Source organism: Metabacillus sp. GQ13, from assembly GCF_059758525.1.
The window spans coordinates 314,143-328,400 of record NZ_JCAXET010000001.1; the positions used below are offsets into that span (position 1 = coordinate 314,143).

At 34.8% G+C, this 14,258-nt stretch carries 14 protein-coding genes; 3 read left to right on the top strand and 11 right to left on the bottom strand.

What is annotated here, in order from left to right:
- Positions 1-35: 35 nt before the first annotated feature.
- The 3 genes from AC6CHR_RS01580 to AC6CHR_RS01590 form a co-directional block, all read right to left on the bottom strand.
- Positions 36-2,198, bottom strand: a complete 2,163-nt coding sequence (locus tag AC6CHR_RS01580; protein WP_498246692.1) for a DNA topoisomerase III — start codon at positions 2,196-2,198, stop codon at positions 36-38.
- 260 nt (positions 2,199-2,458) lie between these two features.
- Entirely contained in the window at positions 2,459-2,752 is a 294-nt protein-coding gene (locus AC6CHR_RS01585; protein ID WP_498246693.1) for a spore coat protein, read from the bottom strand.
- Between the two features lie 65 nt (positions 2,753-2,817).
- The gene (locus tag AC6CHR_RS01590; protein ID WP_498246694.1) at positions 2,818-3,021 is read right to left on the bottom strand and encodes a hypothetical protein; all 204 of its coding nucleotides are present in this window, start codon (positions 3,019-3,021) and stop codon (positions 2,818-2,820) included.
- Between the two features lie 327 nt (positions 3,022-3,348).
- Between AC6CHR_RS01590 and AC6CHR_RS01595 the strand changes: the two genes are divergently transcribed.
- Both AC6CHR_RS01595 and AC6CHR_RS01600 read left to right on the top strand, forming a co-directional pair.
- Positions 3,349-4,065, top strand: a complete 717-nt coding sequence (locus AC6CHR_RS01595; protein WP_498246695.1) for a 2-phosphosulfolactate phosphatase — start codon at positions 3,349-3,351, stop codon at positions 4,063-4,065.
- A gap of 43 nt (positions 4,066-4,108) precedes the next feature.
- Positions 4,109-4,573, top strand: coding sequence for a DUF441 domain-containing protein (locus tag AC6CHR_RS01600; RefSeq protein ID WP_498246854.1), 465 nt, complete (start codon positions 4,109-4,111; stop codon positions 4,571-4,573).
- Positions 4,574-4,575: 2 nt separating this feature from the next.
- Here the strand turns inward: AC6CHR_RS01600 and AC6CHR_RS01605 are convergent, their stop codons facing one another.
- On the bottom strand, positions 4,576-5,838 hold the full coding sequence (locus AC6CHR_RS01605; RefSeq protein ID WP_498246696.1) for an MFS transporter: 1,263 nt from the start codon (positions 5,836-5,838) through the stop codon (positions 4,576-4,578).
- Between the two features lie 197 nt (positions 5,839-6,035).
- On the opposite strand from AC6CHR_RS01605, the gene AC6CHR_RS01610 reads away from it, so the two are divergent.
- Positions 6,036-7,154: a mandelate racemase/muconate lactonizing enzyme family protein gene (locus AC6CHR_RS01610; protein ID WP_498246697.1), complete on the top strand. Its 1,119-nt coding sequence runs from the start codon at positions 6,036-6,038 to the stop codon at positions 7,152-7,154.
- 222 nt (positions 7,155-7,376) lie between these two features.
- On the opposite strand, the gene comA is transcribed toward AC6CHR_RS01610, so the two are convergent.
- The 7 genes from comA to spoVS form a co-directional block, all read right to left on the bottom strand.
- Positions 7,377-8,198 (bottom strand): phosphosulfolactate synthase, encoded by an 822-nt coding sequence (gene comA / locus AC6CHR_RS01615; RefSeq protein WP_498246698.1) that lies wholly within the window; start codon positions 8,196-8,198, stop codon positions 7,377-7,379.
- Between the two features lie 90 nt (positions 8,199-8,288).
- A complete protein-coding gene (locus AC6CHR_RS01620; RefSeq protein ID WP_498246699.1) occupies positions 8,289-8,603 on the bottom strand; it encodes a hypothetical protein in 315 nt (104 codons plus the stop codon).
- 325 nt (positions 8,604-8,928) lie between these two features.
- Entirely contained in the window at positions 8,929-9,693 is a 765-nt protein-coding gene (locus tag AC6CHR_RS01625; RefSeq protein ID WP_498246700.1) for a sulfite exporter TauE/SafE family protein, read from the bottom strand.
- Between the two features lie 252 nt (positions 9,694-9,945).
- Positions 9,946-10,821 (bottom strand): 2-oxoacid:ferredoxin oxidoreductase subunit beta, encoded by an 876-nt coding sequence (locus AC6CHR_RS01630; RefSeq protein ID WP_498246701.1) that lies wholly within the window; start codon positions 10,819-10,821, stop codon positions 9,946-9,948.
- 1 nt (position 10,822) lies between these two features.
- The gene (locus AC6CHR_RS01635) at positions 10,823-12,559 is read right to left on the bottom strand and encodes a 2-oxoacid:acceptor oxidoreductase subunit alpha (protein ID WP_498246702.1); all 1,737 of its coding nucleotides are present in this window, start codon (positions 12,557-12,559) and stop codon (positions 10,823-10,825) included.
- 320 nt (positions 12,560-12,879) lie between these two features.
- Positions 12,880-13,803 (bottom strand): dipeptidase, encoded by a 924-nt coding sequence (locus AC6CHR_RS01640; RefSeq protein ID WP_498246703.1) that lies wholly within the window; start codon positions 13,801-13,803, stop codon positions 12,880-12,882.
- Between the two features lie 155 nt (positions 13,804-13,958).
- Positions 13,959-14,219 carry a stage V sporulation protein SpoVS gene (gene spoVS, locus AC6CHR_RS01645; protein ID WP_498246704.1) on the bottom strand — a complete coding sequence of 87 codons (261 nt, stop codon included), beginning with the start codon at positions 14,217-14,219 and terminating at the stop codon, positions 13,959-13,961.
- Between the last annotated feature and the right edge of the window lie 39 nt (positions 14,220-14,258).

Genomic DNA, 14,258 nt, shown 5'->3' on the forward strand with positions numbered 1-14,258 from the left:
GGCGCCTGGAGCTTTCTTTTCTCCTAAAAAAGACCTTAATTACGTTCCTTCGCGTTTTCCTCAAAAAGAAATCCAATCTTTCCATCCTTCCATTCTAGTTTTGCATCAAACGTCTTTTCTCCTTTTTTAAAACCTTTAATTAAGCTTGAATGGCCATCTTTTAATAGTTTTTGAACATTTGATAATGATAGTTTCTGCCCTAAAATTTTCTTAGATAGTGTAAAGGTACATTTATTGACTTTATAGTTAGAACACCCATAAAATTCTCCCTTATCAACCACATCACCATTACAGAGCTTACATGGACCAACCTTTTTACCTATGGTAAATCTCGATGTTGTCCTCTGAATCGTCTCTACTTTCATACCTACAAAGTTCCAAGTAGGCGCAACAGTAACAGCATCATTGACAATTTTAGTCGACAATTTTTTTGTGAGTTCCATAAATGTACCAGGTGATGCTTGTCCTTCACCTATCTCAGAAAGTCGTTGTTCCCATTTTGCAGTCATTTCTGGTGATGCCAATATTTGATCACCAACTGCCTCTATGAGAACTTTCCCTTTGTCTGTTGCAAAGACTTGATTCTTCTTTATATCAATATAGTTCCGATCCTTTAACATCGTAATGATGCCCGCTCTCGTAGCCTCTGTTCCTAATCCTTCAACCTTGCTTAATACCTTTTCCAATTCATCATTATCTAAGTATTTCCCGGCAGTTTTCATCAAAGTAATTAATTGTCCCTCTGTATATCGCTTAGGAGGCTGCGTTTTACCTTCTTTTACTTCAACTTTGTCTACACGTCCTTTATCTCCTTTGATAATATTTGGAAGTAACTGATCCTTCTCTTTATCATTTTGGAATATCACTTTACGCCAGCCCTCTTGAATTTGTTGCTTACCTTTTGTAATAAATTCAGCTCGTCCGTCAACAAGTGTTAGTAAAGTAGAATAATCAAAGATCGCTTTAGGATAATGGGCTGCTATTAGTCTACGAACAATCATGTCATACATTTTTTGTTCATCTGCCGGTAGTCTTTTAGGATCCTTCACTTGTTCAGTAGGAATGATTGCATAGTGATCGGTTACCTTCTTTTCATTGACATAACGTGTATTATTAACAATTGATGATATTGGTAATGGAAATAAATCCTTAAACTCATCAAAGGCACTTAATTTGGCTAGTGTATCTGGAAAAAGCTCTGCTTCACCTTCTGTCACATAGGTAGAGTCACTACGAGGATAGGAAACGATCCCTTTTTGATAAAGAGACTGCACTAGATCCAGTGTTTTTTTGGGAGAAAACTTAAACGCTTTGTTCGCTGTAGCCTGAAGGGCTGACAAATTAAACAGCGATGGGGGTTGATATTCCTTGCGCTCTGTTATTAACTCTTTTATTACTGCAGATTTATCATTACAAAATTCAGCCATTTTTTTTGCTAGTTCTTCATTCATTACTCGTGACTGTTGATCCTTTTGCCATTTCCCTTTATACTTCTTTCCATTCACCTGGAAAGTAGCTATAATTTCCCAAAATTGCTCCGGTTTAAATGCATCGATCTCATTTTCTCTTTTTACAATTAGTGCAAGTGTTGGTGTTTGTACACGTCCCGCCGAAAATACATCATTCATACCTTTTTCTTTTAAAAGGAGTGAGTACACCCTTGAAGCATTCATCCCTACTAGCCAATCAGCACATGCTCTTGAATATGCTTCATAGTAGAGATTTTTCGTTTTATCATCATCAAGTAGTTGACGAAAACCTTCGTAGATAGAAGCTTGAGTTAACGATGAGATCCATAATCTTTTTAACGGTTTTTTCACACCAGCTACTTGAATTATGTTGCGAATGATTAACTCTCCTTCTCGCCCAGCATCACCAGCATGAATAATTTCAGTAACCGCTTGATTTTTTAAAAGTTGTTTTATAACATTAAATTGCTTTATTTTTGATTTAGATACTTCATATTTAAATTTGTCAGGAATCATTGGTAACATTGTCAGTGACCACTTTTTCCATTCTGGCTTATAACCTTCTGGTGCGATCAATTGTGTAAGATGACCAATCGCCCAAGTACAATATGCTCCATTCGGAAACAGTTCATTCGGTTTTATTTCGAAGTAACCATCCCGCTTAACTCTTTGGAATCCAGCACATAGGGTTGAGGCTTGGTCAGGTTTTTCTGCTATTATGACTTTCATTATTAATCACCTTATATTTGATTCATATTTTCTATCAGTCTAGTATAGTTTACTTTATTTCTCATAGGAAGAAAAATAAACGAAAATACAGTTTATTATCCTATATGATCATTTTCTATTATTGATGTTTAAATTGTTATAAGCTTTAGTACTATCTACCCGCCAACTTTTTTATACTCATCCACGTTAAAAACCCCAAAAGGATCCTAACCCTATCTGGGGTAATCTTAGATTGTTTTCTAACGATTGTAGTAAAAAGCTTAAAACTTGTTATCTGGATGTAAATTATTTTGCATCATGCTCTGAACATTACCTATTTGTTTTGTTGTGGCCACTTCTGTTTTATACCAACCTTTTTCCTTCATAATATCATACAACTTATATTGGTTATTGATCGCGTTATCAAAACATTGTTGATATACTTCCCGTAATTCGCTATGACTTGTTTCTACTAGTGTATTGCTAATACATCGACAGCGCCCTTTTTCTAATTCTAAACACAGCTGGATCATTTCCCGATCTGTTAAACCACGACCTTCGATATTATTTGGCATTTTATCTATCTCCTAAAAGTTTTACGTTTATTTTATAAAATTATCCATTTATATAGAGAAAAACATTAATGGATATTTCCAGATCTATTGAAGTATTGAGAAAGATCGGCGATTTTCAATTGATGATGCTCTGCTAACTGTTCTAGTGATTTTCTAAGATTTTGATCTGTACATTCGGATGCACACCAATTCATTGTTTTTGCAATAATTTCCTCTGCTCTTATTTCATCCTCAATAAATGCTAACTCTTTTGTTGTAAACTCAGTCATTTACTTTCACCCCCTAGGTGGTAGTCTATCCACTATTTAGTATTCATTTCCTTCTATTTTTTTATCCGTTAACTATAATGTCTTAAATTTCAAAAAAAATAAGTGATAAAGAATAAGTTCCCATCCATTCATACGAGAGTATGTACTATTTCTATTGAAAAAGGTCGTAGGTCCCTCTTTAGATTGGGTAACGAAAAACAAATAAAAGTAATACCTTTTAAGTAGGCTTTTAAAATTCATGCTAAAAGATCCCATTACTGTAAACATTTTTTCCTGAATGAATCATATATTAAATTGATTAGCTTCATGAATAAAGGAGGAAATTATTTGCGAATATCTACGGTTGCAACCGTTGATGGAATCAATAAAGAACTCGTAAGTGGTAGGACTGTAATTGTTATTGACGTTCTACGAGCATCTAGTACTATTGTTACAGCTCTATACTTTGGATACGCAAGTGTTATTACTGTTAAAACCCCAAAAGAAGCTTTTGCATTACGTTCATTACATACCATTCTAGCTGGAGAAAAACATTGTAAAAAAATTGATGGTTTTGATTATAACAATTCCCCTACTTCCATTAAGGATGTGGACTCTAAGGCTAAGCATCTTGTCTTAACAACAACCAATGGGACTAATGCGATTGAAAACGTAAAAAATGCAAACAAGGTGTTAATTGGTTGTCTTTTAAATGCAACTGCATGTGTGAAAGAAGCAATTAAACAAAATCGTGATATTACAGTTTATTGTGCTGGTACTAGAAGTGAGTTTGCTTTAGAGGATGGTCTGGCTGCTGGGTTAATGGTTCACATAGCTAAAAAAATAAATACCGATATTATCACTTGTGATTTCTCTGATGCAATGGAGGCATGTTATCTTCAGCTTCTTCAACAAATTCCAGCTATTTTGTTTTCAACAATAACTGGAAAGAGATTAGTAGAGCACCAATTCACCGAAGATATCTTGTACTGTGGCCAAGTTGATCATTTTGCAGTAGTCCCATTTGTGAAAGGAAATAGAATACTTTCTATGTTACGAACATAGAACTGTATAGTAGAAATGGGACAGGGGTTGGATAACGATGAACATATCTTCAGGTGAATTAGCACTTGTTATACTTATAATAATTGGAATTATCGGACGTTCTCCAATAATTGCTACTGCTGCCAGTGTATTGTTGGTATTAAAATTATCTTCATTGGAGCGTTTATTCCCGATGCTAGAACGTCGTGGTCTAGAACTTGGGCTATTATTTTTAACCATTTCGGTGTTAGTTCCCTTTGCAAGCGGAAAAATATCAGGGAAAGACATATTACTCCTCCTAACAACACTGTCAGGAGCTGTTGCTATTGCAGGAGGAGCTATTGCTACATACATGAACGGAAAAGGATTAGAGATGCTACGAGTCGAGCCACATATGGTCGTTGGGCTTGTTGTAGGTTCTATTATTGGTATTGTTTTTTTGCGCGGGATTCCAGTAGGTCCGCTTATGGCTGCTGCAATCACTGCTTTGTTAATGAAAATTATTTACGTCATTTCAAAAATATTCTAAGATTAGGTAGTCGGTATTTTGTTTCCCTTTTTAAAGAGGGTAGCTGTTTTTTCTGCTTTTTCCTTTTCTCCTTTTTTATTTTTACTGGGCTTTATAAAAAAGAACGCTAAAAGTAAAGTCACAAAACTTAAACCTGTCATACTGAGAAATACAGCTTGATGAGATATTCCCATTAACCAACTAAAAAGTGGAGGACCAAAAGCTACCCCTAGAAAGCGAACACTACCATATAAAGACGTAATCATTCCTCTTTCTTCTTTATCAACAGCACCAGTAATTAGTGTATTTAAACATGGTAGTAATAGACCAGTTCCAATACTGCCCAATGTTAAAAGCCCTATCATAATATAAATTTGTTGAAAGAAAGAAACAGATAACATTGCGCCAGTTAAAAGGAGTAGTCCAATCATCATGATTCTTCTAATTAATGGTTTGTTTTGCTTAATCTTGGCACCTGTAACATAGGCAGTAACCACCATCCCCAATAAAGGAATAGCAAGAATTCCACCTTTTAGTATCCCATCAATTTTGAGAGTTGTTTCCAACATATCTGATAAATAAAATAATACCCCAAAGAGGATAAATAGTCCCACAGCACCAACAAAAAATGCTGGAAATAACCATTTTCCTTTCATTTTAAATATGTGTTTTAAATCTTTAAGATATATTGGTAAGGGCTCCCCCTTCTCTTTTTTCTTTTCTTTCACGCCAAACCAAATAAAGAGTGCTGTTGCAAAACAGAGAATTGGAAAAGTAAAAAACACTGCATACCATATAATTAAAGCAATTAATGATCCAATGATTGGTGATAAAATTTTTCCTAGTCCATTGGTTGACTCAATTACCCCTAAAGCTTTACTTTCCTTCGCTCCCGAGTATATATCACCAATTAATGCCATCGCTATCGGAGAAGTACCAGCTGCTCCTATTCCCTGAATAATCCTTCCGATTAATATCACCATATAGGAATTATCCATCTTCCACGCCGCTAAACCTGAGACGATCCCACCAATCCCATAAATGATTAACGAAATAATGATGATCCATTTACGACCAAATCGATCAGATAGGTATCCTACAAAAGGGATGATTAAGCCTGCTGCTAATGAAAATACTGTAATAATTAAACTCACTTGAAATTGAGTTAAGTCCAGTTTCGTTTTCATAGTGGGGAGTACAGGCACTAGCATTGAGTTCCCTAAAACCATAACTAAGGGAATAAGGGCAATGGCAGTCAGGCTTGCAGTTCCTTTTTTTGCGTCCATTTACTTTCCTCCAATATTAATTGTTCTATGTTTACATTTCCCTCAACTAAATTTTTGATACAAGTCAAGAGAGGAATACATCTTAATCACTTTTTTCCATAACCTATTTATTATGTTTCTTTTCAAAAGCGATTATTTCATTATCATCATAATAAGAAGGCTGTTAACTTTTTAAACTTTGAAAGGTAGGAATTATATTGAAAATAAAAAAAGTTGAAACATTTCCATTACTTTATCACCTTACTGAGCCATATGGAGATGCAAATGGGTATAAAGACTATCGCACATGTTATTTAGTAAAGGTTACAACAGATACAGGGTTACATGGATGGGGAGAATGTATCGACTGGCTTCCAACCCTAGAAAAAGGTTTCAATGATCGTATAATACCCTTTCTATTAGGTAAAAAAGCTACAGATCGTCTGCATATTATCAGTCATATAAAAAAATGGCATAAACGTTCTGCCTCTGCTATAAGTATGGCTCTAACTGAAATCGTAGCAAAATCCGCTAATCTTTCTATTTGTGACCTGTGGGGTGGTAAATTAAGAGAAGAGATACCTGTTTATGCATCTTTTCAATCTTACTCTGAACGAACTGACTGGATAAACCATTCAATGAATATGATTGACCAAGCTATCTATAGTGGGTATGACAAAATGAAGGTGAAAATTGGTGGTAAGACCATGCAAGAGGATTTAGTTCATATTAAAGCCATCCAAGGTAAACTTGAAGGGAAAATTAAACTAGCACTTGATGCAAATCAAAGCTATGACGCTGCTACTGCACGTATATGGGAACAATATTTTTCAAGTTGGTCAAATATGTTATGGTTTGAAGAACCAATGCCTTTGGACAGGCTTTCAGATTATAAATTACTACGGAATTGTCTTTCGATTCCAATTGCTGGTGGAGAAAATCTAAAGTCAATTGCACAGTTTATTCCTCTCTTTAAAGAAGGTGCTGTTGATATTATTCAACCAGATGTGATGCATGAAAACGGAATAGATGAATATCGGGAAACGATGTTACTATCGAGGGCTTTTGGTTTAAGATGTTCTCCACATACATTTGACGGACCACTTTCTAGGCTTTACGCTTTATTTGTTCAAGCTTGCCTTCCACCCTGGAGTAAAATGACTAATGACGAGATTGAACCTGTTGAATGGGATGTTATGGAAAATCAACTTATTTCTCTACTATCAATTCACCCCACCAATAGTACAGTTGAATTACCTAATGGGATTGGTATTGGTACAGAAATCAATACCGAGATATTAGAAACATATCGATGGGATGGTTCAGTTTATTGGTAACATTTACTTGATGATTGTTAAAATTAATACTTTTGTTTACCATCTTTTAAACGTTTTCAGGATATAAATGAAACTAGAGCCGTTCCAAAGGGTCATTAATTCCCCTGAAGAATGGCTCTATTATAACGTTATGAATATTTTATAGTAATAAATTAGTTATGAAAGGAAACACAAGAAATTAAAAAATTTGAAAAATCCATTTGAGCAATTCACTATTTTCATTTAGTCTAATAACATAGTTTTTGATCTGTGTGTTGGAAAAGTATCGAATCTCAAGCCTCTTCTAAGGCATTCTAGATTATAAACATCTTCACATTGAATATTCCCCATATTAACGTTTCTACCCCAAAAATGAATTAAATCTATTTGTTGTTTTTTTTGTGGCGCTTCCCAAATGAGGTAATTTCTTAAATGAATCGGAATCGTTTGCTCAATTTCCTGAAGGAATTCTTTATCAATCAATCCTTGATCATTATAAATACCAACATTCTCCCCGGATTCCCTACCTTCTACAATTACATGCTTAGCACCACATTCAAGGTCTGAATAAAGGGTTCGTTCCAATTCTTTCACTTCAAAATGACTGCCTAATGCTTTTTTTCCGCATTCAGTTATCACTGTAAACCCCTTAGCAACTGCTTCTACTATTATTTTTCGTCGCTTTTTATTAGGTAATTCTATTGTACCGTCAGAAATTTCAATATGATTAAAACCTAGTTGCTGTAAAAATTCGAAGTATTCGCTTAGAACACCTTTATGAACCGCTATCTCAAATAATGTGCCCCCTGTGTAAAGGATAACATTTGATTTTTTCGCCAATAAGAGTTTTTTTTGTAAAAGTTCGGGCGGATACAGTACAGAAGTACCAAAACCTAGCTTTATATATTCAATATACTGACCTGCTTGCTCTAAAAGTTCTTCAAATGAAGAGATTCCTATTCCTTTATCAATTAACATGGTTAAACCTAGTTCATCTGACTTACTGATCCTTTCTCCTGATGGATCAATAAGTTGGGGATGACAGATATTATGAAGATGTTTCACAAAACGTTCCCTCCTAATGGGTAAAATGTCTATGGAAACATCCTATGCATCAACATCTGTAGAAGTTCTTTTTAACTCTTAATGTCCTTTTTATTCTTCTTTATTTTTTCCTTTCTCTTTGTCCTTCTCTTCCTGATTATAATTAATTACTTCGCCTCCAAGGTGGATAAATAAATTCGGCTCCTTCTCACCATCTAGAAGAATTGATTTTTTTATCCCTTCGATATATCTAGAGGTAATATCAAGGTAGTTCTGCTTCTCCCCCTCATTATCTAGCTGCCCCATAACATAAAGATCTTCTCCATTATACATATAGGCGATATACCCCACTGCTTTACTATTTGCATCTATTACATTAATGATTTCCCCTTGTTGGTTACGAAACTCAGGTTGAAAATAGATCATTTGTCCAAACTCCTTCCTTTATTAAATTCCAAACTAACTTGTTAAATTTATATTTTCCCTACTATCAAATATTGATAAAGGAAATAAAAACCAATAAAGCGTCCTTACCTAAGTTTTTTACAAATCTTTTGTTATTTCAATCAACCTTGTTAAATAAGCAATTGTTTCATTATATGGTGTCTAAATGTCCAGAAAAAAATACGCAACCGACTCTTGGTAGCGTATGTACATAAAAATTTGCTATTTCTCATTGGTGGTTTTTCATCTTTTCCAACCTTTGTACTTTTCTCTTATGCGGCAACATATAGAACAGTGACTGATGTTATTATATAAGTTTGAAACCACTGATAAGAATCAACAATGCAACAATGGTTTGAAGAGGTCTAGTAGGAACTTTGACGGAAAGTCTACTGCCTATTAATACACCTGGAATTGAGCCAATAAGCAGGTTAACTAATAGTAAATAATTTATGTTACCGACTCCTATATAGAATAATCCTGCGACAGTAACTAATAAAAATGCATGAGCAATATCTGTCCCAACCAATTCAGAAGCTTTTAGTTGATATAGATAAAGGACCACAACAATAAACAACGAACCAGAACCAATTGACGTAAGACCTACTATAAAACCTAAAAACATACCAATAACAATTGTTAGCCACTTTTTTTGTTCAATAGTCATTAATTGTACATAATTGGGTTTTAATTTTTTATAAAAAAACACCCGAGTAAAAATAGATAGTGCAACTAAAATTAATACATAACCAAGTACATTTTTGATCAACTGGTCTTGATTAATGAAGCTATTGTCAAAATAATTAATAAAAGTTATCGTAATAGCTGTACTTGGAAGACTACCAAACGCAAGATACTTCACTAAACTGAAATTTATTGTTTTTTGTCTCCAATGTTGAATTGTCCCAAAAAACTTCGTTAACGAATTGTAGACCAAATCAGTTCCTACAGCAATAGATGGATTAATGCCTGTAATAATTAATATAGGCGTCAAGATAGCTGCACCACCTACTCCAGTTAAACCAATCAGAAAACCCACAAGTAGACCAACTATAACCATTTCAATACTCATTATTTTTTCAACTCGCTCACTTTTATACCTCTTTCTTATACTTTACTAAATGAATCCTTTGCTTATAGGAATATATTTATTGGTATATGCCTTTGCATAAAAAATGGTGTGAAAGTCGAAGTATCTTTACAAGTAGAATCATTTCAAGAAGTTTGTTGCTTATCTAAGTGAATAAAGCCGCAATAATTACAAAAACAGCATGCAAAAAGGACCAATGAGATATTAACTCATTAGTCCTATATTGAAACCCAGTTACATAAATTCTGCTACCAATTTATCAAACTCTACTTCATTTATCGACAAATCCGCTTCAGATAATGGTTTGTCGCTATATCCATCAATGTGTTCTTGATAAGACCTTTGCTCTGTATTTTGGTAAATTAAGCCGGTTACTAAGCCGTTATGTTTCATAAGGGTTTGCATGGCTATTTCTTTATTATTTGCATCATAATCAGTTACATCGTTCAATTTTGTCAAGTTCTGTTTAAACCAATCATAAGTGTTTACTTTGTTGTATGTCACACATGGACTGAATACGTTGATTAACGAAAATCCCTTATGTTTAATACCTGCTTCAATTAAAGATGTTAAATCCTTAAGATCGGTTGAAAAGCTCTGAGCGACAAATGTTGCCCCAGCAGTTAAAGCCATTTCCATAACAGACAAAGAAGATTCGATTGAACCCTTCGGTGTACTTTTCGTCACAAAGCCTGCATCACTACGTGGTGAGGTTTGACCTTTTGTTAAACCATAGATTTGGTTATCCATAACTATATATGTGATGTCAATATTACGACGAATCGCATGAATAGTGTGACCCATTCCGATCGCAAAGCCATCCCCATCTCCACCAGAAGCAATAACTGTTAAATCTCTGTTAGCCATTTTCACACCTTGCGCAATTGGTAAAGATCGTCCATGAATACCATGAAAACCATATGAATGAACATATCCGGATATACGTCCAGAGCAACCGATACCAGAAACTAAAGCAAGCTGCTCAGGTGTTAAACCCACATTAGCAGCAGCACGTTGAATAGCCGCTTGGACTGAAAAATCACCACAACCAGGGCACCAATTTGGTTTAACATTATTACGAAAGTCTTTAAAAGTTGTAGTTGTAGTCATCTCAGATCAACTCCTTGCTTTTCAAATGAATTTCATACGGCAGGAATGGGTTTCCATCATATTTTAATATCGATGAAATTTTGTTAGCATACCCAACATTCATTTTCAATAAATTTGCTAATTGTCCAGTGGCATTGTTTTCAACAACGATGATCTTCTTAGCTGATTCAACTAATGGTAGCATCTCTTCAGTTGGAAATGGATGGATAAGGCGAATTTGTGCATGATTTACTTTTACACCCTCAGCCTCTAAACGGACCATCGCTTCCTCAATCGTTCCTCTTGTTGAAATAAAACCAACTAGCAAGATATCTGGTTCATTATGTCTAGCGTTTTTATGAACTGGATTTTTAAATTGAATGTTGTTAAGTTTTCTTAACCGTTTATCCATTTGATCAATTCTATTTCCTGATGCCTCTGATGGTTTGCCTGTTTCATCATGCTCTACTCCTGTTACATGATGAATTCCATTTTTCATACCAGGTATGACACGTGGTGAGACACCATCCTCAGTTACCTCAAAGCGTTTAAAGTATGATTTATTTTCAACTGCTGGTAGGTCTTCTATTTGAAGCTTGCCACGTCTAATTTCTATTTTGCTATAATCTAACGGTTCAACTGTTTGTTTGCCTAGGGATAGCTGTAAATCTGTAAGAAGAATAACAGGTACTTGGTATTCTTCTGCGATATTGAACGCCTCGATCGTATCATAAAATGCTTCTTGCACCGTACTTGGTGCCATTACAACTTTTGGTATTTCACCATGGGTACCATATATCATTGCCATTAAATCTGATTGCTCTTGCTTTGTTGGAAGACCAGTACTCGGCCCTCCACGTTGTGTATCTATTATCACAAGAGGTTGTTCTGTTATTCCAGATAACCCTATTGCTTCCATCATTAAGGATAACCCTGGACCAGCAGAAGCTGTGAACGTGCGAGCTCCAGCATAGTTAGCTCCAATGGCCATTGTACAAGCAGCAATTTCGTCCTCTGTTTGAATAACAGCTCCACCAAATTTAGGAAGTTTGTCAATTAGATACTCCATAATTTCTGATGCAGGAGTAATTGGATAGGCTGCCATAAAACGAGAACCTCCAGCTATTGCACCTAAAGCAATTGCATCATTACCAATCATGAACATACGCTTTTGTCCGTCCGCTGGTTCTAAATACATATCTTGACGGTCAAACTGAAGTTCATTTTTCAAATAATTGGATCCTGCATTAATCGCCTGCATGTTTTTCTCAACTATTTTTTCGCCCTTTTTCCCATATGTATCTTGAACAACTTCTAGATATTGATCTGAATCTAGATTAATTATTGCACTAGTTGCACCGATCGCAACCATATTTTTCATCAAAGAAGTTCCTAATTCAGCTGCAATTTCTGTAAAGGGTACAGAATACAGTGTTACATTAGATGCATCAGGAATCGTTGGCTTAAATTTTGCATCCGCTAGAACGATTCCACCAGTTCTTAGCTCATGAAAATTCACATCAATTGTTTCTTGGTCAAAAGCTACTAATATATCAAGTTCATCTGAAATTGCACGAACTTGTGACGTACTAACTCTAATTTTATTATTGGTGTGCCCACCTTTAATTCGTGAAGAAAAATGTCGATATCCATATAAATAATAGCCTTGTCGGTTTAATGCAATTGAAAATACTTCACCTGTACTTTCAATACCTTCACCTTGCTGTCCACCAACTTTCCATGAAAGCTGACTTATCATATATTTACCCCCTCTAAAACATCTATTAAATTTAAAAATTGTTTCTTTATTGAATACAAAATGAAGAAATAACTTTTTACTTTGCTCCTTAAGTCTATAAGAAGCGTCTAATTAGGTCTACCAATAAATATAAACCAGAGTAATTTGATTGGAATTATACTAAACGCTTTTAATTTTAGACCCTACTATTTAAAAAGACAAGGTTTTCTATTAAAATAGTAAAAAAAAAGCCAATTACAATCTTTGCATTGACTTTAGAACTAAGCAAACCAGAACAGAATTTTTGATAGAACTTTAAATACACAGTGATGAAACATTAATTAGAATGGAATGTTGTCAAGAAAGTTTTGATAAACAAACTTATTGACCAATCTTTCTGGATAGTTCTTATTTAATTGATTGATAAAATTGTAGTAACAGGAATAGTCCTCTAAACCAATGATTGCTTCATCAATTCCATCAAAATCCGAACCAAAGCCAATGTGGTTTTCTCCACCTAAAGAGCAAAGATGGTCTATATGCTTAAGTAAATCTGCTATCGTGGTCTGTGGAGCAGTAGATGTGAAAAATGGAACAAAGGTTATACCAATCATCCCTTGTTTTTTGAACATGGCTATAATTTGCTCATCCTTTAGATTACGAACATGAGGACAAAACTTGTAAGCATTCGAATGTGAGGCAATAGGGTGTTCCGCTATATCAAGAGCCTCCCAAAAACTTCTCTCACTTGTGTGAGATAAATCTGTCCATAGCTTGTGTTGATTCAAATTAGTGATGACTGTTTTCCCAAAGTTAGTTATCCCACCATTACGCTTTTCAAGTGCTCCATCTGCGACAAGATTCGCAAAATTCCATGTTAATCCTACTGATCGTATCCCTAACTGATAAAAGATCTCTATTTGTTCTAGCTGATCTCCAATTGCATCACAGCCCTCTAAAGTTAAAATTGCTCCGATCTCGTACTCTCTTAAATGATCGATATCTGATTTTGTTTTTATTAATTTAACCTCTGGGTATTTATTTAGAACTGTTTGATAGAAAATTGATATTTGTGATTGAGCTACTGCTAATCGATTCATAAATGGAATATCTTCAGGGACAAATATAGCAAAACATTGAATAGACTTATTCATAGATTTAAGTTTAGAAATAGTTACATGAAGGGCTTTATCATCAAACACGTTTAATTTAGGATCTCTCCAAAGCTTATATAGCATATCACAGTGTGCATCAAACACATTCATACTAATTTCCCCCTCATTTTTAAAATAAGTGGAAGTCTAAGCACTTTCCAAACTAAGTGATAGTTACATGAAAACCTACTTTCTTACAATAAACAAGGGTTTGACTCTTTTTTCCGAGTCAAACCCTAATCATTTATTAAGTCATTCGTACTTTATTATCTCGGCTCAACTATGAGTTTAATTGCCGTACGTTCTTCACCATCTATTTGGATATCAGTAAAAGCAGGTATACAAATTAAATCAACACCGCTTGGTGCAACAAAGCCCCTAGCGATCGCTACAGCCTTAACAGCTTGATTGAGTGCGCCAGCTCCAATAGCTTGGATCTCTGCCACTCCTCGCTCTCTTAAAACGCCAGCTAATGCACCAGCAACAGAATTAGGATTAGATTTTGCTGAAACCTTTAATATATCCATTTCTAGCTCCCCCTTATTTTCAATGAATCCTTGAGTGTT

Coding starts and splice junctions, on each gene's coding strand:
- AC6CHR_RS01605 (WP_498246696.1), bottom strand. CDS start 5,838: ATGGACGCAAAAAAAGGAACTGCAAGCCTGACTGCCATTGCCCTTATT.
- AC6CHR_RS01590 (WP_498246694.1), bottom strand. CDS start 3,021: ATGACTGAGTTTACAACAAAAGAGTTAGCATTTATTGAGGATGAAATA.
- spoVS (WP_498246704.1), bottom strand. CDS start 14,219: ATGGATATATTAAAGGTTTCAGCAAAATCTAATCCTAATTCTGTTGCT.
- AC6CHR_RS01620 (WP_498246699.1), bottom strand. CDS start 8,603: ATGATCTATTTTCAACCTGAGTTTCGTAACCAACAAGGGGAAATCATT.
- AC6CHR_RS01585 (WP_498246693.1), bottom strand. CDS start 2,752: ATGCCAAATAATATCGAAGGTCGTGGTTTAACAGATCGGGAAATGATC.
- AC6CHR_RS01635 (WP_498246702.1), bottom strand. CDS start 12,559: ATGATAAGTCAGCTTTCATGGAAAGTTGGTGGACAGCAAGGTGAAGGT.
- AC6CHR_RS01625 (WP_498246700.1), bottom strand. CDS start 9,693: ATGAGTATTGAAATGGTTATAGTTGGTCTACTTGTGGGTTTTCTGATT.
- AC6CHR_RS01640 (WP_498246703.1), bottom strand. CDS start 13,803: ATGAATGTGTTTGATGCACACTGTGATATGCTATATAAGCTTTGGAGA.
- AC6CHR_RS01580 (WP_498246692.1), bottom strand. CDS start 2,198: ATGAAAGTCATAATAGCAGAAAAACCTGACCAAGCCTCAACCCTATGT.
- AC6CHR_RS01630 (WP_498246701.1), bottom strand. CDS start 10,821: ATGACTACAACTACAACTTTTAAAGACTTTCGTAATAATGTTAAACCA.